Origin of the sequence: Colwellia sp. MB02u-14 (assembly GCF_014076915.1) — a bacterium.
Lineage (GTDB): Bacteria > Pseudomonadota > Gammaproteobacteria > Enterobacterales > Alteromonadaceae > Colwellia_A.
This window is the reverse complement of sequence record NZ_JACGUX010000086.1, coordinates 1-25,396: the sequence shown is the minus strand read 5'-3', so window position 1 is coordinate 25,396 and position 25,396 is coordinate 1. Positions and strand designations below refer to the sequence as shown.

The following is a 25,396-nucleotide window of genomic DNA, read 5'->3' as shown; positions in this document are numbered from 1 at the left end:
TTCAATCCTCATTAAATTGATATCTGCAGTGTATTTATAATACACTGCTATTTTTTATTATATTTATGCTTGTGCGCGATACGCATTAGACACTTTAGATGAAGGTGTTTTACCTAATTTATCACTGATAAACCAACCAGCACGTACTAATTTATCTAAATTGATACCCGTATCAATATTCAAACCATTCAATAAATAGACAACATCTTCAGTAGCAACATTACCAGAAGCGCCTTTAGCATAAGGGCAACCACCTGATCCGGCAATGGCACTGTCAATAACAGCAATGCCATTTTGTAAAGCAGTGTAAATGTTAGTTAACGCCTGACCATAAGTATCATGAAAATGAACGGCTAGCTTAGCTTTTGGTACAAGGGCACTTACCGCTTGCAGCATTTTCTGTACGCTCATCGGAGTACCAACACCAACCGTATCGCCAAGCGATATTTCGTAACAGCCCATCTTGTAAAGTTTTTCAGCAACTTCAGCGACTTGCTGTGGATCAACTTCACCTTCATAGGGACAGCCAACCACACAAGACACATAGCCACGTACTGGTATATTCGCTTGTTTTGCTGCGGTCATTATCGGTTCAAACCGTTCGAGACTTTCGGCAATAGAACAGTTAATGTTTTTCTGGCTAAAGGCTTCAGAAGCGGCACCAAATATGGCAACTTCATTAGCACTTACCGCAACAGCTGCTTCAAAGCCTTTCATATTAGGAGTGAGAGCTGCGTAAGTGACACCTTTTTTTCGCGCTATACCATTGAAAACATCACTCGATGTTGCCATTTGTGGCACCCATTTCGGTGAAACAAAGCTGCCACTTTCAATGTAAGTGACACCGGCTTCGCTGAGCAAATTAATCAAGGTTATTTTATCTTCTGCGCTAATTTGTTGTTTTTCATTTTGTAAGCCGTCACGTGGGCCAACTTCAACGATTTTTACTTGTTTAGGTAATTCATTCTTAGCAAAAGAGCTCATTATACTTCCTCTGGCGTAAAAGCAAGTAACTCACTGCCGCCATCAACCATGTCACCTTCGGCGTAAAATAAGGTCTCAATGGTACCGTCTTCAGGGGCTCGAATGGTGTGCTCCATTTTCATCGCTTCCATGATCATCAATGGTTGGTCTTTAGCGACTTTATCACCGGCGTTCACTAACACGCTGACCATAGTACCGTTCATGGGTGCTAGTAGGCCGCCATGATTATCATCAGCATTATTGTCGCCGCAATCAGGCTTAATGTTAATAAAGTTAAAAACACCGTTTTGACGATATAAACTTATTTGGTCACCTGAGCTCGAGATATTATGGGCGATGGTGGCTTGGCTGCGATAGCCGTCAATACTTACATGCAATGTATCGCCTTCAATTCTACCTTGGCAATCAACGGTGCGACCACTGACAGAAATTAAATAATAACTCCGATCACCCTGACGCTTTTGTTCAACGGTAACGGGGTATTCAATGTCGTTATGGGCAAGTACTACTTGGTGATTATGTGCTTCGTTAGAGCGCCATGCCGAGGTGTTATTCCAAGGAGAAAAAGGATCAGTGGTTGTCGCTGCTTTTAGTTTCGCTTGTTCAGCCAATGAAAGCACTAAATAAAGTGCTGCCATGGGTAATTCGTCAGCTAATGATTGCTCGTTATCGTGAAATATTTCACTGTCATATTTTTCAATAAAACTGGTATCTATTTCTTCATTGATGAAAGGTTTTGATGTAGCAACATTATAAAGAAAATCAATATTGGTCGTTACACCTTTAATACGGTATTCCGATAAAGCTTTTGTTAAACGTTGCAATGCTTTTTCACGATTCTCATCCCAGACAATCAGTTTGGCGATCATCGGATCGTAAAAGACACTTACGTCATCTCCTTGACGAACTCCCGTATCAACACGAACATGCGCGCTTTCTGCTGGTGGTTGTAAAAAGTCTAGTGTCCCCGTAGCCGGTAAGAAATCATTATTTGGGTCTTCAGCGTAAATACGCGCTTCAAAAGAATGACCATTAATCACTAACTGCTCTTGAGTTTTTGGTAAAACTTCACCAGCAGCAACTCTGAGCTGCCATTCTACTAAGTCTTGGCCGGTGATCATTTCAGTCACTGGATGTTCAACTTGTAAGCGGGTATTCATTTCCATAAAGTAGAATGAACCGTCAACGTCGAGTAAAAATTCGACCGTGCCCGCGCCTTGATAACCGATAGCTTGGGCAGATTTTATCGCTGATTCACCCATGGCCTTACGCAATGCTTCACTCATTTTGAAAGCTGGCGCTTCTTCAATAACTTTTTGATGACGGCGTTGCACTGAACAATCACGTTCAAATAAATAAACAGCATGTTCATGGTTATCACAAAAAACTTGGATTTCAACATGGCGAGGTTGTGTTAGATACTTTTCAACCAGCATTCTGTCATCACCAAAGGACGACATTGCTTCTCGCTTAGCGGAAGAAAATCCTTCACTAAATTCAGCTTCGCTCCACACTTGACGCATGCCTTTACCACCACCACCGGCGGTCGCTTTTAATAAAACAGGATATCCCATATCGTCGGCCGCTTTTTTAATAACAGCTTCCGATTGGTCGTCGCCATGATAGCCAGGTACTAAAGGCACATTGGCTTTTTCCATAATGTTTTTAGCGGCTGATTTTGACCCCATCGCTTCAATGGCAGCAACAGGAGGACCAATAAAAACAATGTTTTCATCACTACAACGGCGACAAAAATCAGCATTTTCTGAGAGAAAACCATAACCTGGATGAATCGCTTGAGCGCCTGTACGCTTTGCTGCATCAATCACTTTTTCAGATAATAAGTAGCTTTCACGAGAAGGCGAAGGGCCTAGATAAATAGCTTCATCAGCCATGTTGACATGAAGCGAGTCGGCGTCGGCGTCAGAATATACTGCAACGGTTAAAATACCCATTCTGCGGGCTGTTTTGATTACACGACAGGCGATTTCACCACGGTTGGCAATAAGAATTTTGGTAAACATTTTAGCTGTTTTAGGTGTTAATGGAGACATGTTTTTATCCTTCACTCGTCGGTTCTTTTAGCCAGCTTGCTGGTCGTTTTTCAAAAAAAGCAGTTAAGCCTTCTTGGCCTTCATCTGAAACGCGAATTGACGCGATACGTTCACTGGTCATGCTAAGTAATTCAAAATTAATGTCTTGATAAGCCACATCCAAGGCAAGTTGCTTTGCTTGACGAACGGCTTGCGGGCCATTACTTAATAAGGTAGTCACCATATTGTTTACTGTATTTTCTAATTCGTCGACACTCACTATTTCATCAACTAAACCTAACTGTTGCGCTTTGTCAGCAAAAAAACGTTCTGCGGTTTGAAAGTATCGACGACTCGCTTTTTGGCCAATCGCATTAACAACATAAGGGCTGATCGTTGCTGGAATTAAACCCAATTTAACTTCACTAAGACAAAAGCTGGCTTTGTTGCTGGCAATAACAATGTCACAACAACTTGCTAGACCTACCGCGCCGCCAAAAGCAGCACCTTGAATTTGGGCAATGGTTGTTTGTGGCAGAAAATTTAGCGCTCGTAACATCTGAGCAAGTGCATTCGCATCGCTTAAGTTTTCTTCATAAGAATAGCTAGCCATGCGTTTCATCCAACCTAGGTCAGCGCCTGCAGAAAAGCTTTTACCCGTTGATGCCAAAATCATCACATGAATATCGTCACGTGTGGCTATATTCATAAAAATCACCGTTAATTGGGCAATGATTTTGTCATCAAAGGCGTTATGTTTATCAGGGTTATTTAAGGTAACTGTTGCTACCCCATAACGGTCTACGTTAAGTAATACGTGACCCGTATTGATATCTGGTAATGGTGTCATAGTTCTCAGCCTACATTCTAAAGATACCAAATTTGGTATCCTCAATCGGTTTGTTTAGGGAGGCTGAAAGGGCGAGACCTAATATTTGGCGAGTATCAGCAGGGTCAATAATACCATCATCCCATAAACGGGCTGACGCATAATAAGGGTGACCTTGGTGCTCATAAGTATCAATAATCGGTTGTTTGAAGTCGGCTTCTTCTTGCTCACTCCATTGCTCACCTAATTTGTCTTTTTGATCGCGCTTAACTTGTGCCAAAACGCCAGCCGCTTGTTCGCCGCCCATGACTGAAATACGGGCGTTGGGCCACATAAATAAGAAACGAGGATCGTAAGCTCGGCCACACATACCATAGTTACCCGCGCCAAAACTACCACCTATTAATACGGTAAATTTTGGGACTTGTGCGGTTGCAACGGCAGTCACCATTTTTGCGCCATGCTTAGCAATACCACCAGCTTCATATTGCTTACCAACCATAAATCCGGTGATGTTTTGTAAGAAAACTAAAGGGATTTTTCGTTGCGCGCACAACTCAATAAAGTGAGCGCCTTTTTGTGCTGATTCGCCAAAAAGAATACCGTTATTCGCGATTATACCTACAGGGTAGCCAAAAATGCGAGCAAAGCCACACACTAAGGTTGTACCATAAAGGGCTTTAAATTCATCAAAATTACTGCCATCGACAACACGGGCGATAATTTCACGAATATCGAATGGCTGGCGAGCATCTTTGGGTACAACGCCATATATTTCTTGTGCGTCGTAAGCCGGCTCAACAATAGGCTGAATATTCATCGTGACGGGTTTAATACGATTTAAATTCCCTACAACATTGCGGGCAATTTCTAAAGCATGGTGGTCATTTTGAGCATAATGGTCAGCGACACCAGAGGTGCGACAATGTATATCAGCCCCCCCTAAGTCTTCAGCGCTAACAACTTCACCCGTTGCGGCTTTTACCAACGGAGGACCCGCTAAAAATATGGTACCCTGTTCTTTAACGATTATCGACTCGTCTGCCATTGCTGGTACATAAGCACCACCTGCAGTACAAGAACCCATAACAACAGCAATTTGTGGTATAGCTTGTGCAGACATATTCGCTTGATTAAAGAAAATACGACCAAAGTGTTCTTTATCAGGAAATACTTCATCTTGGTTGGGAAGGTTAGCGCCACCAGAGTCGACCAAATAAATACAAGGTAAGTTATTTTCTTGTGCAATCGTTTGCGCACGGAGATGTTTCTTAACGGTAAGCGGGAAATAGGTTCCACCTTTTACGGTGGCATCGTTTGCAACAATAACGCACTCTTGTCCACCGACTCGGCCAACACCGGTGATAATACCTGCAGCAGGGACATCGGCGTCATAAACGTCATAAGCGGCAAGTTGAGATAATTCTAAAAATGGTGAGCCTGCATCAAGTAGCGCATTAACACGGTCGCGCGGTAATAATTTACCACGTGATAAATGACGTTCCCGACTGCGCTGTCCGCCACCCAGTTTTATTTGTTCAAGTTTTACTTTTAGATCATCGACTTGAACTTGCATATGTGCAGCGTTTTCAATGAATTCAGGGCTGCGTACATTTATTTTTGAAATTATTTTAGCCACGATATTTGCCTTTATTATAGAGGTTTATCAGTAAGAACATCAGGTTTAATGCTGCAAGCTTAGATGAAAGTAGTGCGGCTCTCATCTATTTCTCTTTCTATTGAAAGAGAAATATTGCTTGCAGGTTATTACGTTATTTAGACTCAGCGAATAACTCTCGACCAATGAGCATGCGACGAATTTCAGAGGTACCTGCGCCAATTTCATATAATTTAGCATCACGTAACAAACGACCTGCTGGAAATTCGTTGATGTAACCATTACCACCGAGTAATTGAATCGCATCTAAGGCCATTTTTGTGGCTAACTCTGCGGCAACTAAAATAACACCCGCAGCATCTTTACGGGTAGTTTCGCCACGATCTGCCGCTTGTGCACATAAATAAGCATACGATTTAGCTGCATTCATTTGAGTGTACATATCAGCAACTTTGCCTTGAATTAGTTGGAACTCACCAATAGATTGACCAAATTGCTTACGGTCATGAATATAAGGAACAACTAAGTCCATACACGCATCCATAATCCCTAATGGACCACCCGTTAAAACAATACGCTCGTAATCAAGACCAGACATTAAGACACGAACGCCTTTGCCTTCTTCACCTAAAATGTTTTCTGCAGGCACTTCACAATCTTGGAAAACTAATTCACACGTATTTGAACCACGCATACCTAGCTTGTCTAATTTTTGATGACGAGAAAAACCGGGGGAGTCACGCTCAACAATGAAAGCGGTAATGCCCTTTGAGCCTGCTGAGGTATCAGTTTTTGCATAGATAATATAAACATTGGCATCAGGACCATTGGTGATCCACATTTTGTTGCCGTTTAAAATGTACTTGTCACCTTTTTTATCAGCGCGCAGCTTCATGCTTACTACATCAGAACCTGCGTTGGGCTCACTCATCGCCAATGCGCCAATATGTTCACCACTACAAAGTTTGGGTAAATATTTAGCTTTTTGCTCATGCGAACCGTTTTTGTTTAATTGGTTTAAACAAAGGTTAGACATTGCGCCGTAACTTAAACCTACCGACGCAGAAGCACGTGAAATTTCTTGCATCGCGACCATATGCTCTAAATAACCTAAACCAGAACCGCCATACTCTTCGTCAACGGTCATACCGAGTAAGCCTAATTCGCCAAATTTGCGCCATAAATCATTAGGAAATTCATTATCAATATCTATTTGTGCTGCGCGTGGCGCAATTTCGTCACGAGAAAATGCGTTAACCGAATCGCGGATCATCTCGACGGTTTCGCCTAGATTAAAGTTTAAAGATGAGAAGGTAGAAATCATGTTATTTCCTTAGCTTAGTGAGCTACTTATAGGTTATTAGTTAAGTTTTTATTGTCGATAGCTGATAATGTCGTTAAACAGCTTTCTTCTAAATTTGTTAATTCCATTAACACAACTTTGATATCATCAAGTTGCTGGTATAAATCTGATTTTTTCTGTTCAATAATGTCCATCATTAATGTTAACTGGCTGGCACTGGTATTATCTAAATCGTATAACTCAAAGATACGTCCTGTTTCTGCTAATGAAAACCCTAAGCGTTTTCCGCGTAGAATTAACTTTAGTCGAACTTTATCTCTTTGGTTATAAATTCGAGTTTGTCCTTTACGGGTAGGAGCAAGCAAGCCTTGATCTTCGTAAAAACGAATACTTCGAGTTGTTATATCAAACTCTTTAGAAAGATCACTGATTGAAAAAGTCTGTGCTTTGGGTTCTGCCATGAAAAACTCTACATTTATGTTATGTAGTCACCTTACAGGAAGTTTACGTTAACGTAAAGTGGAGGCTTTTTTCATCGATGATACATGGAATATATTGTCAATAATTTACACGTTAATTAAAAATAACCAAGCCATTATCGCGATTCAAATGCCCCCTAAGCCTTAACTCAGTTAATTGATTTAATCTCACCAAATCATTGCATGTTCAATTAAAGTTTACGTTGGCGTAAACGTCAAATATAAGTTATGGTAATGGGCATTAATTTATCCTTTTTTATTTTTATGTCGGAGAGCTTCATGTCTACTACAGATCCTATTGTTATTGTTTCAGCGTCTAGAACCCCTATGGGTGGTTTTATGGGCGGACTATCTGCTGTTACTTCACCGGACTTAGGTGCAACAGCTATACGTGGTGCACTTGCTGCGGCAAATATAGCTAATGATCAAGTTGATGAAGTGATCATGGGGTGTGTTCTGCCTGCTGGCTTAAAACAAGCGCCTGCTCGTCAAGCAGCATTAGCAGCTGATTTAGCATTATCAACAGTTTGTACCACCATTAATAAAGTGTGTGGTTCAGGTATGAAAGCGGCAATGCAAGCACATGATTCATTAATGGCAGGTTCTATCGATGTTGCTGTTGCCGGCGGTATGGAAAGTATGACTAACGCCCCACACCTTTTACCCAAAGGGCGAAGTGGCATTAAAATGGGGCATGGCCAAATACTTGACCACATGATGACTGACGGTTTAGAAAATGCTTATGACGGTATTGCTATGGGTTGTTTCGCACAAGAAACTGCTGATGACGCTGGTTTTACTCGTGAAGATATGGATGAATACGCAATTCGTTCATTAGCTCGTGCCAATGCAGCAATTGCCGCTGGCGCTTTTGAAAATGAAATATCGCCAGTAACCATTAAATCTCGTCGTGGTGATTCGGTATTCGCTATCGATGAACAACCAGGCAATGCACGTCCTGATAAAATACCTTCACTTCGTGCTGCTTTTAAAAGAGACGGTACAATTACTGCTGCAAACTCTAGCTCAATTTCAGACGGTGCCGCTGCATTAGTGATGATGAAGCAATCGACTGCAGAAAAACGTGGTTTAACCCCTTTATGTAAAATTGTCGCTCATGCAACGCACGCACAAAAACCTGAAGAGTTTACTGTAGCACCTGTTGGCGCAATGAATAAAGTTTTAGCAAAAGCAAACTGGACGGCTGCAGATGTTGATCTGTGGGAAATTAATGAAGCATTTGCCATGGTTACTATGCTAGCGATTAAAGAGTTAGCCTTAGATGTTGAAAAAGTCAATGTCAATGGTGGCGCTTGTGCACTGGGTCATCCTTTAGGTGCTAGTGGTGCTCGTATTATGGTAACGTTAATACATGCATTGAAAAACAAAGGTTTATCAAAAGGTTTAGCCTCTCTTTGTATTGGTGGTGGTGAAGCTACAGCGATTGCGGTTGAAATGTTTTAGGCCATTAAGTTCGCCGTTATTTTAGGTAATGCTGATAAAAATTATACTTGTAAAGCCACTATGTTAAGGCATAGTGGCTTTTTTATTAATGCTCAATTGATTGCACAGATTTTTTTTGAACAAAGATAAGTGTAAAGCTAAATAAAGATCGAAACAAAAATCCCATGCAAGCCTAGTCATGCCGTTGAGTAAAAATGTGCTTTTGTGAGTAAAGATAGAAACAAATGTGGCAGTAAGTTTTATTTATTAAAAAAGTACCAATAAACACTCCAAATAAAGTTTGAACCTGGCTACAACTGGCATAAGTGAACCTTAATAATCATTCGAAACATATTATGAAATAACTTTATTAACGTCTTCTGCGCATCGCTGACATTAGCTGTTGGCTATTCTTTAGGTCAACTCTTAGCCATAAGCCGACATTAAACCTTTGCAAATTAAGGAGCATGTTTAGGCTAATATTAGCCAAGATTTTCTGCTCACTTGTGGGGATGTTTTAAGCTCATACATGCCAGTGGACTTCATTCTAAAAGACAAGTTGGATCTTTCTTCGGATCATTATAAAGTCATTTTATCCTCAAAACTTAACTCACAATGCTAGGAATAAACCCCTTATCTGTTATAAAGATATTCCTACCAGAAGCTTTAGCGGTATATAAATGCTCATCAGCTCTTTTTAGCGCTGCTTTAAAGTCTTCATCATTACTGACTCTGGTATAACCAATACTTACGGTGATATTTTTGTCTTCAGGTAGAAATGAGAAATTTAGTAAAGCGATAGATTGTTGTAATCTTGAAGCTAGCTTATGCATTGCCCCCTTATCCGCACCGGGAGTAATGATGGCAAACTCTTCACCACCTATTCGGCCTAATGTGTCTTCTTTACGTAAGCAATTACTCATTGCTTGGGATACTTGTTTAAGTACTTTATCTCCAGCATCATGACCATAGATGTCGTTAATTGCTTTAAAATGGTCTAAATCTAACATCATCACACCGACATCATAAGATAACCGCCGTGAACGGCTTAATTCTTCGTTTGATGCTTGAAGAAAAGCGCCTCTATTATTAATACCTGTTAGGCTGTCAGTATATGCGAGCTTTTCTAGTTCTGCAGTACGCTCAGCTACAATTTTTTCTAACCCTGTAGTGTGCTTATGTACCTGTTGTCCCATATCATTAATAGCTGATTTAAGCTTAACCATCTCGTTACTACTACCTTTGTGAGCCTCTAATGTTAGCGGACTGAATGATGATTCTGGCTTAAAACTATTTAACCAGTTAGATATTTCATTCAAATGGCGGATTACCAGGTTATGGATGATAAAGAGGATAAAAATGGAAACAAAAAAGGTCTTAATAAACTGAGAGATAAGAATGATGAGGAAGTCATCTTTGATTCTCCGTTTTACTATGTCGGTATTAATTTGATATTCAAAAGTCCCTACATTAAAAGTTCGACCCGAAAATTCAAATTGTAGATCGATCGACGTTTGATGAGCCTCTATATCTTTTTCACCTAAAAAGGACAATGTCTCCCCATTTTCATCCTTGATAGTTATAGATTTTAAAAGGCCAACCCGCATCAAATATGTACTTATATCAATAACTTATTGAGTATTTAGTTCCCAGATAGCCCTAGCTAAAGAGGGTGCGTTTTTTTTAGTCATTTGTTTAGATATTGTTTGTAATTGTTCTGTTTCTTTTTGATAATTCAGTGATAATTGAGCAGCTGTAATTATTACGGTAAATAACCCACTAAATAACAATATTCGAATCAATAATACTCTTGATAAACGACTGGTATTTATTAATTTTGAGAGAAATGCCACACTACGTCCTTATAACAGCAATCGGTAGAAAATAGTAACACTCTAATAGATTACGAATAATGTCAATTATTTATACTAACAAATAGATTTTGATGGATAATCTACTGCCGAAAGGTAATACGATAAAGCACTCTCATGTCATAAAGTTAACGTTCATTTGATAAAGTATCTATAACTGCTGCTCTGGCTTTTTTGACTATCAGGATGAAGGTAGTTCAAGGTTTGTGGTCACCAAAAAAACTTTGTTCTTAACGTCCGTTATCGTATCTTTGTTAACATTAAGCTAGTGATCATTAGAGACTTCTTCAACTTAGCCATAAGCCGACATTAAGCCTTTACAAATTCAGGAGCATATTTAGGGCAAGATTTTCTGCTCACTTGTGGGGCGGGTTTAAGTTCATTACTACCTATGGCATTTTATTTCTAAACGGCAACTTGGACCTATTGCAGCCGTTAGTTTGCTCTATTTTCACCAAAGACTGAACTTAATAATGCCCCCAAAGATAGAATGATACAGCTTTATAAACCTCATCGAGGGATAGTTAAAGCAGGTGTTAGCAATAGATGAATTAGCTCAATATGCTTATCCTTTCATTTTTCCAGTTTTGTTAATAAATAATTAATTTCATTTATGACAATTTCAGGCTCATATTTATGAATGTAATGTTCGGGTGTTTTAGCAAAAGTGATTTTGGTATTGCTCGACAAGTTTTGTATTCCCGCCAAGTCAGATGAGTATGAATTTTTAATACGCTCCCATACTGCTGGATTCCAGCCATCAGGTACATTCTTTTCAGGCTCCCAAATAGCATCTCTGGCCCACAGTAATACGTAAGGCTTTTCACCAAATCCATCACTATTTGCTATGAGCTTTGAGCTAGTTCTCATATTGATCTTCTCATTGTTTACTGGAGGGCCTTGCCAACGCGCTAACTCCTCCTCCATTTTCTTTTGTGTTTCCGCATCATAGTTATCATTCTCAGGATCCCACTTGTTTATGTGGCTTTTAAATTGACCGTATAACGATGGGTCTACAAGGAGAATAGCCGCAACCTTTTCAGGATAAAGATGATTAAATAATTTAATTGGATAAGCACCGTAAGAATGTCCCACCATCAAATAAGGTGATTGGATACCTACTTTTTTCAACAAAAGATTTTGATGCTCAACAATCGTTCCTAAATCGTAATGCCCAATGGATTTGTCACTTTGACCTAAATTAGCTCTGTCATAGATACATACTTGATTTTTTTTATAGAGTGACTTTATTACAGCTTCCCATTCACCATTAGAGACAGAACCACCGAAACCACCATTAATGATAATTGAGGGAGAGCCCTTGCCAAAGCACTCGATGTAAATATTTATTTTTCCAATATTAACAGACGTTGTAATATTTGGCTTAATTTGCTCTTTACTATATGTATATGTATATGCATTAAAAGCAATAACAAAAATACAAATTAAATATCCCATCTTTCTAATCATTACATTTTTCCTCATGAGTACTGGTAAGTTTCATCATTATTAATCGCTGAATTTGATGGCCTCTTTGTCTCATAAAAGTACTAATCAAAACTACAATAAGTTTCTATAATTTTCTAAAGTATTTGTTTTTATTAATTAAAACCTTGCTCTTTTATTCTTTTGAAATAATTAAGCTGCGACGATAATTCACGAGTAGTAGCAATGTTAATTGCTTGATCTATGGCTGCGGTAAATTTCTTTTGCTGGTTTTGTATCTTAGCAAGACTAGCCAAATTCGCCCAAGATTGAGACTCTCCCACAGGACAGTGCAATACTTGATGATATTGTTTTCCTTCATTATAAAATGCTTCGGCTAATTCATAATTTTCTTTGTTAACGGCAAGGTTTCCTTGTATATTTTTAATGTGGGCCATTAATAGCCAATCATTATTCTCTTTGGCTGTTATCAGTGCTTTTACCGCAACATCTGCTGATTTGTAATCGTTATAAGTCACATAATGATAGAGAGCTTTTGAATAAAGTAAGCGAGTTATTTCATCTTTATCTTTTAGTTTTTGAGCTATCGGTAACGCAATATCTATACGCTCAGCAGCTTGTTTGAATAACTTCAAACGAAACAAATTTCCTACTAATATGCGTTGAGCTGTTAAGTTTTCAGGATTGTTAAGCACAATAGTCTCTAATATTGGATTGGCCAATTGGAAATTCCCTTCAAGATGTTTGTCGATAGCGCTGCTAAGCAGTGCATTGTTGAAGTCTGCTTGGTAGGCGATTTCCAATGGCAAAATTTCATCACCTAGTTGCTTAGCAATCAAAAGACTGAACTCATCAATTAATAACTGCAAGTTTTTGTTTAAAAGCACGCCTTTTTTTAACCGCTTTCTATAATTAAAAACATAACTCAGCTGATAATCATGCGGCACTCCGGAAAGTTTAGAAAAGACAATCAACTCAGCGCCTGATACCCTAAAAATTTGTTGAATGTCCTTTGATAAAAGTTCCTTAGATGATGCATTAGCTCGTTTTAGTACTTCCAGTACATAATCAGCTTGTAATACAAGGTGGTCGTTAGAATTAGGAAGTCGTTTAATAATCTGGTCCATCATTCCGAGTCTGATCCAAGAATGATCGTTACCGTCTATTTGGTTTTGCGTAGGTAAAATAACGATAGAACCACTGATGTTTTGCTGCGCAAGTTGTACGTCATTTGAAGCATCAGGTTGATGTCTATTAAGCATAATTGAGGCGAATAATAAGGCTAGCATGCAAAGTGCTAATAATGTCGTTTTTTTATTTCTGGCAAATGGTTTTTTAGTCTCTTTAATCTGCACATCAGGCAACCAAACATAGCCCTTCTGGGGAATAGTTTTAATTACTTCGTTGTTAGGAAATAACTGCCTAATCTCATTTATAGACTGAAAAATCACTTGTTCGCCAACAACAGCACCCGACCACACAGATTCAAGCAAGGTTTGCTTATTAATAGGCTTTCCTGAGTTTTCCAAAAGAAAAATCAATAGCTGACAGGTTTTGGGACGAATATTAAGGTTTACGTTATCGGAATTTTTAACCGTTAACCCTTGAATATCTATTTCGTGTTTAAGTGTTTGGTAAATCAAATGGGCTCTCATTTAAAATTAAGCTCATACTGGATTAAGTATGTTTGGTGAGTATTTAATTATATTACATCTAGTTAATTTAAATAAAGCTAACAGAAACGTTAATGTAAGCATAGTAATAAGAAGGTACTTATAACTTAATGAGGGTAAGTTTTGGGTACTTCGAAAATAGTTTGATCGAACGTTCCCAGCCTAGCTCGAAAAACAAAAAGATGCATATCGATTAATGTCTGCAATGTCGCTTACCTGTCCTTAATGTTTAGTGCCTCTATAATCGCTTTGGTGGCATTTTTGCCAGTCAGGTTATTCGATTAATTGGTAATATTTATAGCCAAACAATACATATTTATATCTGTGAGGAACGTCCGCTAACGTATCTAAGTGATCTCTAGGTAGTTTGATTTTTGGTTATAAATAACGTCAGCTTTGATTCCTTCAAAAAAAGTGCAAAAAAAGCTGACACTTTTAAATAATCACCTATATTTAGCTCACAGAAAAATCCTAAAATAAAAATCAGTCTAATGTCCGGTTTCGTATCAAAGTGAACATAAAACAGGGATATTTTGACCAGTGAATTAGGTCAGGTTTGTGGCTACTGCCCTTAGAGTTATATTTTAGAAGTTAGCTATTTCAACGTTTAATTAAATCTTTTGAAAGGTATTTTCGGCGCGCAAACGTAATAATTCCAGTTTCCAATTTTATTTAACGGTTTGCATCTTTATCTTACTTCTACAGTTATTCATGTATTCCCTTTCAAGTGTGAGATTATTTAGCTTTATATACTTTAACTAAAAAAGCCCCAACATAAAAATGCTGAAGCTTTATTTAATATTAGTACTTCTATCTTTATTCGTTAGTTTACAACTTTATTCAGAACCCACAATAAGCGTTTTAGCTAGTGTAGTAGTGCGATAATTTTTTCACCATAAAGCTCAGATTTTGTTTTACCTATACCATTAACGTTTAATAGTTGCGCTGAGTTTTTGGGATTAACTCTGGCTATATCCATTAAGGTAGCGTCATGAAAAATAACGAATGATGGTACATTTCTCTCTTTTGCCCATAATGCTCTTTGTTGCTTGAGCTTTTCAAATACGGTTTCTTCTTGTGCTGATAAATGGCTGGCATTAGGTTGTTTTGATTTTCGCGCAAGCTTTGCCTTACCGTATTCTTTTACTTTGAGTTGTATGGTCAGTTCGCCTTTTAATAAAGGTCGAGATTTTTCAGTAAGTTTTAAAGCGCCATATTCCATTTCTACGGCTAAATATCCCATTGAAATGAGTTGCCTAAACACCGTTTGCCATTCCTCTGCTTTGTGCTCTTTACCAATACCATAGGTAGAAAGTTGTTGGTGATTAACCTGGATAACTTTAGGGGTTTGCTTACCTAGCAAGACATCAATTTGATGGCCTACGCCAAATCTTTGGCCCGTTCGATAAACGGTTGAAAGTGCTTTTCTAGCGGCAGCAGTGCCATCCCATGTTATGGGTGGATTCAAACAGTTATCACAATTTCCACAAGGCTCAGCTAACGTTTCACCAAAATAATTGAGTAATACTTGCCGGCGGCAAGAGCACACTTCGCAATAACCAAGCAGGGCATCAATTTTACGTTGAGTTATAAACTTGAACTGTTCATTACCACTACTTTGACTTGTCATTTGTTTTAGCTTAATAACATCTTGCATGCCATACGCTAACCAAGTATTGGCGGGCATACCATCACGGCCTGCTCGGCCAGTTTCTTGGTAGTAGGCCTCGATACTTTTAGGCAAATTTAAATGGGCAACAAACCTAACATCGGGTTTATCAATACCCATGCCAAAGGCAATGGTGGCAACGATTATTATGCCGTCTTCTCTGAGAAAACGTTGTTGATTGCTATCTTTAATATTATTGGCTAAACCTGCATGATAAGGCAAAGCAACTTTTCCTTGTTCACTCAGCCATTGAGCTGTGGCCTCAACAGATTTTCTTGAAAGACAATAAACGATACCGGCATCATTGTTATGTTCGGTATTGATAAATTTAAGGAGTTGTTCTTTGTTATTTTTTTGTTCACTGATCCGATACTGAATATTGGGTCTGTCAAAACTATGAACAAAGATTTTAGCGGCCGTTAAATTTAATACTTGAACAATTTCATCTCGCGTTTTCATATCTGCTGTCGCTGTTAAGGCAATTTTAGGCGTATGTGGATATCGCTGGCTGATAATGGACAGCTGTTGGTATTCAGGTCTGAAGTCGTGACCCCATTGTGAAACACAATGTGCCTCATCAAAGGCAAAGAGTGCAATGGTTATATTATCAATAAGCTTTAGAAAATAATCACTCAATAGTCGCTCTGGCGCAACGTACAATAAGTCGACATTGCCTGATCTTATTAGCTGCTCGACACGACTTTGTTCTTCATGGTCTTGGGATGAATTTAAAAACTCTGCTTTTACGCCTTGTAGTTTTAGCGCATCAACTTGATCTTTCATTAACGCTATTAGTGGCGACACCACTATGCCTACGCCATCACGAACTATCGCTGGTATTTGATAGCATAATGACTTTCCACCACCGGTTGGCATAAGCGTAAAAACATCTGCGCCACTGATTAATTCACTAATTATTTTCGCTTGCTGATGTCGAAAGTCAGCGTAACCAAAGGTACTTTGTAAAACTGATTTTGCCGTATTGATATCCATATTGATTTCCTTTTTAACGCTAGACAAGTCAGTGAAATTAAATAGCATAGATTAAGTGAAGTTAAGTGGTGAGCATTAAATAGCGGGTTAAAAGTTAAGTATCGCTGATGTTATCGCGTAACCTTGAGTATAGCAGCCAATGATTATTTACTTTTAACGAGCAAACCTATGATAAAGGTATCATCAACGCGGTTACAAATGAAGACGAGGAAAATGAGTCTACTATAAATTACGCTTGGCTATTATGGTCAACAGTTAGCTATTGGCTAAATACATTGCTAATACTCGTACTTCTATTGATGTTTTTAAGCACTGTGACGAGAGTCACGATATTGCTTAGGTGACATTCCGAGCGACTTTTTAAATAGGCGTGAAAAATAGTAAGGGTCGCTATATCCCAAGCTCTCACTAATATCTTTAATAGTCTGTGAGCTATTATCAAGCTCAGAGCAGGCGCGTTGAATTTTCATATTAATAAAGTGCTGTATTGGTGATGTGTCGGTGAGTTCTTTAAACTTCTTTGAAAAATGAAATTTAGACAGCTGACTGTAATGCGCTAATGTATCCAAACTCAATTCTTGATGAAGATTATTGCGCATTAAACGTTCGACCGCATCAATATCAAAAGTAGAACTGTTATTAAAGTCAGTTAAACGCAACTGTAATGCCAAAAAGCTTAAGGTTTGCTGTAAAATATGTACCGCGTGAATAACATTAGTAGCGGTATAGCCGCGGCGACCTAGCGCTAATAAATTGTCAAAATCTCGGATCACTTCATCTACATTCCCAACGTGTGCGAGACCATCATCCATTTTCATTAATAAACGTTCGGCAAAATTATTGGCGAGATCGCCTTTAAAATTTAACCAATAGACTTTTCCTGATTTGTTTTTAATTTCACTGTTATTTTCTGTGTGGACGGCGGTAAATTTAAAACTCGCATTGGCTGGTATAATAACAAGATCGCCCGATTTAACTTCTCTGACTTTGTTTTTATAGTCTAGAGTTGCGCTAGTCGATTGACAATAAAGTAAGCTGTGATGGTCACTGTTTTTTTTATTTATTTGATAATTAATATCTGAATGCTTCCCAAGCGATAACGGATAAAGACTGGAGGTTAGCGGATGAACTTGCAGTTTTTTCAATAAAAAAACGGGAATAAGTAAACGAATATCATCAATGATAGTTGCTGTTTTTATCGGCTTTGCTGACTTCGATTGTTGAAGCATAATGAATAAGCTACGCGTTTTTATTTTATAACAAGATAGTCCATCAAATTAACAATAAAATCAATGTTAATACCATTTCCTTTATGATTTAATATTATTAATAAAAAATATAAATAGCCATTCAGCACTAAAAATTACACCTACAAATATTACACCTCTAAATGGTGAGTAAGTTAATAAAAGAGAATTTAAAATGACAACTGAAAGATACCAACTCAAGAATAAAATTAGAATTGTCACTGCCGCATCACTTTTTGATGGACACGACGCTGCTATTAATATCATGCGCCGAATTTTACAATCAAGTGGTGCAGAAGTTATTCATTTAGGTCATGACCGCAGTGTAGAAGAAGTGGTTAATACTGCAATTCAAGAAGATGCTAACGCTATAGCAATGACCTCTTATCAAGGGGGACATAATGAATATTTTAAATACATGTACGACTTACTTAAAGAACGAGGTTGTGAACATATTCGTATAGTAGGTGGTGGCGGTGGCGTTATATTGCCAGATGAAATTAAAATGCTGCAAGACTACGGTATTACCCGCATTTATTCTCCTGATGATGGCCGCGCACTGGGTTTATTAGGTATGATTGATGACATGCTAGAGCGCTGTGATTTCAAAACGGGCGTTAATGTTAAAAAAGATGATGTTGCTAATTTAAAGAAAAATGACAAACAAGCCATTGCGCGTTTAATTTCAGCGGCTGAAAATGCGCCAAAAGAAAATAAAGCCGCTTTAGAAAAAATTCGTAAAATTGCCTCAGCAAGTAAAACACCGGTATTAGGTATTACTGGTACCGGTGGTGCGGGTAAATCTTCGCTGGTTGATGAATTAATTCGTCGCTTTTTAATGGCAACAGCAGACAGCAAAATTGCCATTGTTTCGGTTGACCCGTCTAAGCGTAAAACGGGTGGTGCATTACTCGGTGACCGAATTCGTATGAACGCCGTCAATAACGATCGTGTTTATATGCGTTCGTTAGCTACGCGTCAGTCAAACTTGGCTTTGTCTGTTTATGTTAATGACACTTTAGAAATTTTAAAAGCGACCGATTTTGATTTAATTATTCTAGAAACCTCGGGTATTGGTCAGTCAGATACCGAAATTGAAGAACATTCAGATGTTTCTTTGTATGTAATGACGCCAGAGTACGGTGCGGCAACACAATTAGAAAAAATCGATATGCTCGATTTTGCTGATATTATTGCGCTCAATAAGTTTGATAAACGGGGCGCTTTAGATGCACTTCGTGATGTGAAAAAACAATATAAACGTAACCGTGGTATGTTTGAAGCCGGTGATGATGAAGTACCAGTATATGGCACGATAGCTTCACAATTTAACGACCGTGGTATGACTGAATTATATAATGCGGTGATCACAGCATTAAACACTAAAGCGGGCTTAATTGTTGGCGACATTCTCTCTACCGAAGGTACATTAGCCAATAAAAGTAGCGTGATCCCAGGTAACCGTATCCGTTATTTATCTGAAATATCAGAAAGTAATCGCGGTTATGATGCTTGGGTTGAAAAACAAACAACGGTTGCACAAAAACTTTACGGTATTCATCAAGCTATTGAAACAGCGAAAGAAACAGATACAGAGGTTTCTGCTGATTTAGTGACACAACTCGAAGCGTTATATTCACATGTTGAGTTAGATTTAGATCCTAAAAACAAAGTATTGCTTGAGCAATGGGCGTCTAAAGTTCAGCGTTATAAAGACCCTGAATTTAAATTTAAAGTGCGTGATAAAGAGCTATCCATAGAAACTCATTCTAAATCATTATCAGGTTCAGATATTCCAAAAATTAGTATGCCTAAATATCAAGGTTGGGGCGATATTTTAAAGTGGAATTTACAAGAGAACGTACCGGGTGAATTTCCGTACACTGCTGGTTTATTCCCATTCAAACGTGAAGGTGAAGACCCTACACGTATGTTCGCAGGTGAAGGTGGCCCGGAACGAACTAACCGTCGTTTTCATTATGTTTCAAAAGGTATGCCGGCGAAACGTTTATCAACAGCATTCGATTCAGTAACTTTATACGGTAACGATCCGGCTATTCGTCCTGATATTTATGGGAAAATAGGTAATGCTGGTGTCTCTATTTGTTGTCTAGATGATGCAAAAAAATTGTATTCTGGTTTTGATTTAGCTCATACAATGACCTCAGTTTCAATGACCATTAATGGTCCTGCACCGATGTTATTAGGTTTTTTCTTGAATACCGCTATCGACCAACAATGTGAGCGTTTTATTACTGAAAATGGTTTAGAAAAAGAAGTTGCGGCAACAATCGCTAAAATTTATAAAGACAAAGGCTGTGAACGCCCAAGTTACCAAGGTGAATTGCCTGAAGGCAACGACGGTTTAGGCTTGATGCTAATTGGTGTAACAGGCGATCAAGTTTTACCTCCTGAAGTCTATCAAGCGATAAAGGCTAAAACGTTAACGCTAGTTCGCGGTACAGTTCAAGCCGATATATTAAAAGAAGATCAAGCGCAGAATACGTGTATATTCTCTACTGAATTTGCGCTGCGTTTAATGGGCGATGTACAAGAATACTTTATTGAAAAAGGTGTGCGTAATTTCTATTCAGTGTCTATTTCTGGTTACCATATCGCCGAAGCTGGCGCGAACCCAATTACTCAGTTGGCGTTAACCCTAGCGAACGGTTTTACTTTTGTAGAATATTATTTGAGTCGTGGTATGGACATTAATGAATTTGGTCCTAACTTATCGTTTTTCTTCTCAAACGGTATCGACCCAGAATATGCGGTAATTGGCCGAGTGGCTCGTCGTATTTGGTCGAAAGCGATGAAAAACAAATATGGCGCGAATGCCCGTGCACAAATGTTGAAATACCATATCCAAACATCAGGTCGTTCATTGCATGCTCAAGAAATTGATTTCAATGATATTCGTACTACGTTACAAGCGCTTTACGCGATAAACGATAACTGTAACTCTTTGCATACCAACGCTTATGATGAAGCGATTACTACGCCAACCGAAGACAGTGTTCGACGCGCGATGGCGATTCAATTAATTATCAACCGTGAATTAGGCCTCTCGAAAAATGAAAACCCTATTCAAGGGGCCTTTATTATTGAAGAGTTAACCGACTTAGTCGAAGAAGCAGTATTAACTGAGTTTGACCGTATTAACGAACGCGGTGGTGTACTTGGCGCAATGGAAACCATGTATCAACGTGGTAAAATACAAGAAGAAAGTATGTATTATGAACACCTAAAACATTCAGGTGAATACCCCATTATTGGTGTAAATACTTTCCTTAGTTCAACGGGATCACCAACCGTTGTTCCTGAAGAAGTTATTCGCGCAACAGAAGAAGAAAAAACTTATCAAATTGATATGTTAGCAAGTTTAAATAAAGCTAACGAAGCAGAAGTAGAAGTCTTACTTAAGCGTTTACAAACAGCCGCTATTAACCACGAAAATATTTTCGAATTAATGATGGATGCTTGTAAGGTTTGTTCATTAGGGCAAATAGTTAATTCATTATTTGAAGCGGGTGGACAGTATCGTCGCAACATGTAATTAAACGTAAATAAGCGCCTTATTAGATTAAAGTATAATAGTGTTAATACATGACTTATGCTTTGATCTTATTTCTTTGTACATTTTTTTAAAAATTGGAATTGGAATAATTATGTCGACTATATTAGCTGAATTACCCACAAAATTTACGGCCTTTCGTATCCATCAGACACAAGACGGAGATAAGAAAAAAATCACCAGTGGCTTTGAACAGATTAGTATTGATGACTTAACCGAAGGCGAAGTGGTGATTAAAGTTGCTTATTCAGATATTAATTATAAAGATGCCCTTGCAGCTACCGGTAAAGGACGAATTTTACGCACATCCCCTTTAGTCGGTGGTATTGATTTGTCTGGTGTTGTGATCACCTCTATTGATGAACGATTTAAAGCGGGCGATAAAGTGCTGGTATGTGGGGCTCAATTATCTGAACTTTACGATGGTGGTTACACCGAGTATGCGCGAGTAAAAGCTGATTCAGTCGTTGCATTACCAACAGGGATGAGTTTACGTGATGTGATGGCATTGGGTACTGCAGGATATACGGCAGCACTTGCCATTCAGCGTATGGAAGATAATGGCCAAATTCCTGAACGTGGACCGATTGTCGTCACTGGTGCTACTGGTGGTGTTGGTAGTTTTGCGATTAACATGTTGTCAAATATTGGTTATGAAGTAATTGCTTTTACCGGTAAGACAGAACAAGAAGAGTATTTGAAAGCGCTAGGCGCAAGTAAGCTGATTAGTCGCCATGATGTTGAAATGGGCAGCAAACCACTTGAAAATGCACAGTGGGGCGGGGCAGTTGATAGTGTCGGTGGTGACACGTTAGCTTGGCTAACACGCACTACCAATGTGTGGGGGAATATTGCTTCCATTGGTTTAGCGGGTGGTTATAAATTAGAGACCACGGTAATGCCATTCATCTTACGCGGTGTAAGTTTACTTGGGATCAACTCTGTTGAAATGCCAATATCAGTGCGCACTCAGGGGTGGAAGCGTTTAGCGACCGATCTTAAACCATCAAAATTAGCGCTAATTGCACCCACAACTATTTCTTTTTCCGAGTTACCTAATGCGTTTGACGCTTATGTTGATGGAACTGTAACCGGTAGAACGGTTGTAGAAATTGATGGAAGCTTATAACTTTTTTATTTTGGCTCTCGTTAACGATATAAAGTGATATATATGCAGCAATCTCCCGTTATTTTTTCAGAACAGTTAGCCGTAAATGGTAAAGTTATTGCTATTGCAGAGCTCAATGCAACAAAAGCATTAAATGCATTAAGTTTACCGATGATACTTTTACTTACACAACAATTGAATCGCTGGCAGAGTAACGATTCAATTGCTGTGGTTATTTTAAAAGGTGCAGGCGATAAAGCCTTTTGCGCAGGTGGAGATGTTGTTAGTCTCTACCATCATTTTAAAAATGAAAGCTTTCCTATAAACGATGAAAAAATAGTTGCTTCAAAAGCAATTGATTTTTTTCAACAAGAATATCAGCTTGACCAACTTATACACGACTACACAAAACCTATTTTAGCATGGGCTGATGGTTATGTTATGGGTGGAGGCGTTGGTTTAATGGCTGGTGCTAGTCATAGGGTGAGTACTGAAAAAACATTGATGGCAATGCCAGAAGTTACTATTGGTTTATATCCTGATGTTGGCGCAAGTTGGTTCCTTAATAAAATGCCAGATAATATTGGTTTATTTTTAGGGTTAACGGGAGCAATGTTTAATGGTGTAGATGCTCAATATTTAGGACTTGCAGATTATCTTATTAATAGTAATACAATAGATGATATTGTAGAGCAGTTACTTAAAACTAACTGGAATAGAGATAGTCAAAACCATAAGCTGCTAAATAATATATTATCTCCTTTAGCCATTGCAGAGAAAAATCAACCTGAATCACTTATAGTAAAACATCGAGTTATAATAGCTGAGTTAACAAAAGCTGATAATGTTTTTGAAATATACCAAAATATTATCGATTGTGATTTGAGTGGTGATAATGAAGAGCTATTCGACAGTCAATGGCTTGAGCAAGCACAAAAGAAAATACAAAATGGCAGCCCATTAAGTTGTGCCCTTATTTATCAACAACTAAAACAGAGTGAAAATTATACATTAGCACAATGTTTTAAAAGCGAATTAAACTTGTCTTTACGCTGTTGTCAGCAAAAAGAATTTTCAGAAGGGGTTAGGGCTTTACTTGTTGATAAAGACAGAAACCCACAGTGGCGTTATAAAAACATTAACGATATTGATGATAAAATAATAGAGTGGTTCTTTGTACCACTTTCTATAAAATAAGCACATTTAAAAATATATAAGCATAAGCACTGAGGGAAAAAATGAATTTAACAAATAAAACGATCGTAATTACAGGTGGCGGGCAAGGCCTAGGTCGTTCAATGGCCATCAGTTTAGCAAAGAATGGCGCAAAATTAGCCTTGATAGACTTGAACGAAGAACTATTGCAAGAAACTGTAAAGCTTATTGAAGTGGCCGGTTCATCTGCAAAATATTATTTAGCGAATGTAACCAATGAAAGTGAAGTAGAGGCAATCTTTAGTCAAATTAATAGTGATTTTTCAGGTATTGATGGCTTAATTAACAACGCTGGTATATTACGTGACGGCATGTTTGTTAAAGCTAAAGACGGTGTAGTTGCTAAAAAGATGTCATTAGATCAATTTCAATCAGTGATAGATGTTAATTTAACAGGTGTCTTCTTATGTGGTCGCGAAGCTGCCGTTCATATGATTGAAGGTAAGCGAAAAGGTGTGATCATTAATATGTCATCTATTGCAAGAGGCGGTAACATGGGGCAAACCAACTATGCCGCATCTAAAGCTGGCGTTGTCGCGATGACGGTTACGTGGGCAAGAGAACTTGGACGTCATGGCATTCGAGTTGGTGCTATTGCTCCAGGTGTTATTCGCACCGCGATGACCGATGCAATGAAACCAGAAATGCGCGATCGTTTAGAAAGTATGAAGCCTGTTGGTCGTTTAGGTGAGCCGGATGAAATAGCACATACCGTTAAGTACATTTTTGAGAATGAATTTTTTACAGGTCGAGTCGTAGAAATTGATGGCGGTCTTTGCATGTAAGCTTTAAATGCTTATGATGTTTTCGGAATAAGCGTTAGTAAAGGCGAACATATGTTCGCCTTTTTCAATTAACATAATAAATTACCTATTTACAAAAGTTACATACAAGAAACTGATTATGAATAAAGCACTATTTTTAGATCGTGATGGTATTATTAATGTTGACCATGGTTACGTTTATAATAAAGAAGCGTTTGAGTTTGTTAAAGATATTTTTGAAGTTAGCCTAGATGCACAAAATAAAGGTTATGAAATCTTTGTTATTACTAATCAGTCGGGTATAGGTCGAGGTAAATATACCGTTGAGCAATTTGAGCAGTTATCCATGTGGATGGTTGATGAATTTAAGGCGAAAGGTATTACCATTTCGTCAGTCTATCATTGTCCGCATCATCCTGAAAAAGGGCTAGGAGCATATTTAAAAGTGTGTAACTGTCGAAAGCCTGAACCCGGTATGATCCTATCTGCTGCAAAAGAACATAACCTGGATTTAGCAAAGAGTGTTTTTATTGGTGATAAAATTTCAGATATGCAGGCGGCTGAGCGTGCTGGTATTGAAAATAGAATATTACTCGCGGGTCAATATAGCGATAATGAGTCGATAATAGCACATCGTATCAATAGCCTTATCGAAGCTAGCCTATATATTAACTGAATAGTTCAATAAGTAATCGAAAAAGAGTTTATTTCAAAGTTATGACAAAAAAGGGTTGACGCCCAGCGAGAAATGTCTAGAATGCGCTCCAGTTCCAAGGGGTCCAGTTAAAACGAACCACGAAAGGGCTGTTTTGATAAGTTATCTACATCACTTTAGAGTAAAGTAGTTAACTTAATGTTTTATAGGTAAGGTTTGAATCTTCGAAAAGAACTTCAAATTAAATTAAATAAAACGTTGACATCGAAACTGAGTTGCGTAGAATACGCATCTCGCTTCAGGCAAGGCCTGCAGCAACGAAGCAAAGCGAATGAGATTTTGTTTCGGTTAACTCTTAGAGTTAACGTTCTTTAACAATTAGTTATCATGCAATTTGTGTGGACACTCACATTACATTGATTTTACATAGTCGGTTCTTAATTCTCTCACGAGAGGCAAGGAAAGACGTAAAACAGTTTAATAATGATGTCA

18 protein-coding genes are annotated in these 25,396 nt (G+C 38.4%); 6 read left to right on the top strand and 12 right to left on the bottom strand.

The genetic code is table 11. The features are described 5' to 3' along the window. Positions 1-63: 63 nt before the first annotated feature. The 6 genes from H4J52_RS16145 to H4J52_RS16120 form a co-directional block, all read right to left on the bottom strand. The gene (locus tag H4J52_RS16145) at positions 64-984 is read right to left on the bottom strand and encodes a hydroxymethylglutaryl-CoA lyase (RefSeq protein WP_182178871.1); all 921 of its coding nucleotides are present in this window, start codon (positions 982-984) and stop codon (positions 64-66) included. Next, entirely contained in the window at positions 984-3,008 is a 2,025-nt protein-coding gene (locus H4J52_RS16140) for an acetyl/propionyl/methylcrotonyl-CoA carboxylase subunit alpha (protein ID WP_182178909.1), read from the bottom strand. The genes H4J52_RS16145 and H4J52_RS16140 overlap by 1 nt, the downstream gene beginning before the upstream one ends. Positions 3,009-3,042: 34 nt before the next feature. Then, entirely contained in the window at positions 3,043-3,867 is an 825-nt protein-coding gene (locus tag H4J52_RS16135; RefSeq protein WP_182178873.1) for an enoyl-CoA hydratase/isomerase family protein, read from the bottom strand. Between the two features lie 10 nt (positions 3,868-3,877). Then, positions 3,878-5,485, bottom strand: coding sequence for a carboxyl transferase domain-containing protein (locus tag H4J52_RS16130; protein ID WP_182178875.1), 1,608 nt, complete (start codon positions 5,483-5,485; stop codon positions 3,878-3,880). A gap of 133 nt (positions 5,486-5,618) precedes the next feature. Further along, positions 5,619-6,788, bottom strand: coding sequence for an isovaleryl-CoA dehydrogenase (locus H4J52_RS16125; RefSeq protein ID WP_182223397.1), 1,170 nt, complete (start codon positions 6,786-6,788; stop codon positions 5,619-5,621). A gap of 26 nt (positions 6,789-6,814) precedes the next feature. After that, the gene (locus H4J52_RS16120) at positions 6,815-7,228 is read right to left on the bottom strand and encodes a MerR family DNA-binding transcriptional regulator (protein ID WP_182178879.1); all 414 of its coding nucleotides are present in this window, start codon (positions 7,226-7,228) and stop codon (positions 6,815-6,817) included. 297 nt (positions 7,229-7,525) lie between these two features. Here H4J52_RS16120 and H4J52_RS16115 point away from each other — a divergent pair, with 297 nt between their 5' ends. Continuing rightward, positions 7,526-8,710: an acetyl-CoA C-acyltransferase gene (locus tag H4J52_RS16115; protein WP_182178881.1), complete on the top strand. Its 1,185-nt coding sequence runs from the start codon at positions 7,526-7,528 to the stop codon at positions 8,708-8,710. A 584-nt stretch (positions 8,711-9,294) separates the two neighbouring features. On the opposite strand, the gene H4J52_RS16110 is transcribed toward H4J52_RS16115, so the two are convergent. The 6 genes from H4J52_RS16110 to H4J52_RS16090 all read right to left on the bottom strand — a co-directional run bounded on the left by H4J52_RS16110 (position 9,295) and on the right by H4J52_RS16090 (position 17,570). Continuing rightward, positions 9,295-10,242: a GGDEF domain-containing protein gene (locus H4J52_RS16110; protein ID WP_259367874.1), complete on the bottom strand. Its 948-nt coding sequence runs from the start codon at positions 10,240-10,242 to the stop codon at positions 9,295-9,297. A gap of 78 nt (positions 10,243-10,320) precedes the next feature. Next, complete coding sequence (locus tag H4J52_RS20135; RefSeq protein WP_259367873.1) at positions 10,321-10,542, bottom strand: hypothetical protein; 222 nt, start codon at positions 10,540-10,542, stop codon at positions 10,321-10,323. Between the two features lie 591 nt (positions 10,543-11,133). Next, positions 11,134-12,030: an alpha/beta fold hydrolase gene (locus tag H4J52_RS16105; RefSeq protein WP_182178883.1), complete on the bottom strand. Its 897-nt coding sequence runs from the start codon at positions 12,028-12,030 to the stop codon at positions 11,134-11,136. 131 nt (positions 12,031-12,161) lie between these two features. Next, positions 12,162-13,661: a winged helix-turn-helix domain-containing protein gene (locus H4J52_RS16100; RefSeq protein WP_259366640.1), complete on the bottom strand. Its 1,500-nt coding sequence runs from the start codon at positions 13,659-13,661 to the stop codon at positions 12,162-12,164. Between the two features lie 883 nt (positions 13,662-14,544). Next, complete coding sequence (recQ, locus tag H4J52_RS16095) at positions 14,545-16,341, bottom strand: DNA helicase RecQ (RefSeq protein ID WP_182178887.1); 1,797 nt, start codon at positions 16,339-16,341, stop codon at positions 14,545-14,547. Between the two features lie 305 nt (positions 16,342-16,646). Next, the gene (locus H4J52_RS16090) at positions 16,647-17,570 is read right to left on the bottom strand and encodes an AraC family transcriptional regulator (protein WP_182178889.1); all 924 of its coding nucleotides are present in this window, start codon (positions 17,568-17,570) and stop codon (positions 16,647-16,649) included. Between the two features lie 193 nt (positions 17,571-17,763). Between H4J52_RS16090 and H4J52_RS16085 the strand changes: the two genes are divergently transcribed. The 5 genes from H4J52_RS16085 (at position 17,764) to gmhB (ending at position 24,925) form a co-directional block, all read left to right on the top strand. Then, on the top strand, positions 17,764-21,144 hold the full coding sequence (locus tag H4J52_RS16085) for a methylmalonyl-CoA mutase family protein (protein WP_182223400.1): 3,381 nt from the start codon (positions 17,764-17,766) through the stop codon (positions 21,142-21,144). A 112-nt stretch (positions 21,145-21,256) separates the two neighbouring features. After that, positions 21,257-22,291: an oxidoreductase gene (locus H4J52_RS16080; protein WP_182178893.1), complete on the top strand. Its 1,035-nt coding sequence runs from the start codon at positions 21,257-21,259 to the stop codon at positions 22,289-22,291. 42 nt (positions 22,292-22,333) lie between these two features. After that, positions 22,334-23,467 (top strand): enoyl-CoA hydratase/isomerase family protein, encoded by a 1,134-nt coding sequence (locus H4J52_RS16075; protein WP_182178895.1) that lies wholly within the window; start codon positions 22,334-22,336, stop codon positions 23,465-23,467. Between the two features lie 41 nt (positions 23,468-23,508). Continuing rightward, positions 23,509-24,270: an SDR family oxidoreductase gene (locus H4J52_RS16070; protein ID WP_182178896.1), complete on the top strand. Its 762-nt coding sequence runs from the start codon at positions 23,509-23,511 to the stop codon at positions 24,268-24,270. A gap of 118 nt (positions 24,271-24,388) precedes the next feature. Further along, the gene (gmhB, locus tag H4J52_RS16065; RefSeq protein WP_182178897.1) at positions 24,389-24,925 is read left to right on the top strand and encodes a D-glycero-beta-D-manno-heptose 1,7-bisphosphate 7-phosphatase; all 537 of its coding nucleotides are present in this window, start codon (positions 24,389-24,391) and stop codon (positions 24,923-24,925) included. Positions 24,926-25,396 lie beyond the last annotated feature (471 nt).

What these genes read in the sequence shown, in the direction of transcription:
- H4J52_RS16145 (WP_182178871.1), bottom strand. Translation starts at nt 984, where the DNA reads ATGAGCTCTTTTGCTAAGAATGAATTACCTAAACAAGTAAAAATCGTT.
- H4J52_RS16140 (WP_182178909.1), bottom strand. Translation starts at nt 3,008, where the DNA reads ATGTTTACCAAAATTCTTATTGCCAACCGTGGTGAAATCGCCTGTCGT.
- H4J52_RS16135 (WP_182178873.1), bottom strand. Translation starts at nt 3,867, where the DNA reads ATGACACCATTACCAGATATCAATACGGGTCACGTATTACTTAACGTA.
- H4J52_RS16125 (WP_182223397.1), bottom strand. Translation starts at nt 6,788, where the DNA reads ATGATTTCTACCTTCTCATCTTTAAACTTTAATCTAGGCGAAACCGTC.
- H4J52_RS16120 (WP_182178879.1), bottom strand. Translation starts at nt 7,228, where the DNA reads ATGGCAGAACCCAAAGCACAGACTTTTTCAATCAGTGATCTTTCTAAA.
- H4J52_RS16115 (WP_182178881.1), top strand. Translation starts at nt 7,526, where the DNA reads ATGTCTACTACAGATCCTATTGTTATTGTTTCAGCGTCTAGAACCCCT.
- H4J52_RS16105 (WP_182178883.1), bottom strand. Translation starts at nt 12,030, where the DNA reads ATGATTAGAAAGATGGGATATTTAATTTGTATTTTTGTTATTGCTTTT.
- H4J52_RS16100 (WP_259366640.1), bottom strand. Translation starts at nt 13,661, where the DNA reads ATGAGAGCCCATTTGATTTACCAAACACTTAAACACGAAATAGATATT.
- recQ (WP_182178887.1), bottom strand. Translation starts at nt 16,341, where the DNA reads ATGGATATCAATACGGCAAAATCAGTTTTACAAAGTACCTTTGGTTAC.
- H4J52_RS16090 (WP_182178889.1), bottom strand. Translation starts at nt 17,570, where the DNA reads ATGCTTCAACAATCGAAGTCAGCAAAGCCGATAAAAACAGCAACTATC.
- H4J52_RS16085 (WP_182223400.1), top strand. Translation starts at nt 17,764, where the DNA reads ATGACAACTGAAAGATACCAACTCAAGAATAAAATTAGAATTGTCACT.
- H4J52_RS16080 (WP_182178893.1), top strand. Translation starts at nt 21,257, where the DNA reads ATGTCGACTATATTAGCTGAATTACCCACAAAATTTACGGCCTTTCGT.
- H4J52_RS16075 (WP_182178895.1), top strand. Translation starts at nt 22,334, where the DNA reads ATGCAGCAATCTCCCGTTATTTTTTCAGAACAGTTAGCCGTAAATGGT.
- H4J52_RS16070 (WP_182178896.1), top strand. Translation starts at nt 23,509, where the DNA reads ATGAATTTAACAAATAAAACGATCGTAATTACAGGTGGCGGGCAAGGC.
- gmhB (WP_182178897.1), top strand. Translation starts at nt 24,389, where the DNA reads ATGAATAAAGCACTATTTTTAGATCGTGATGGTATTATTAATGTTGAC.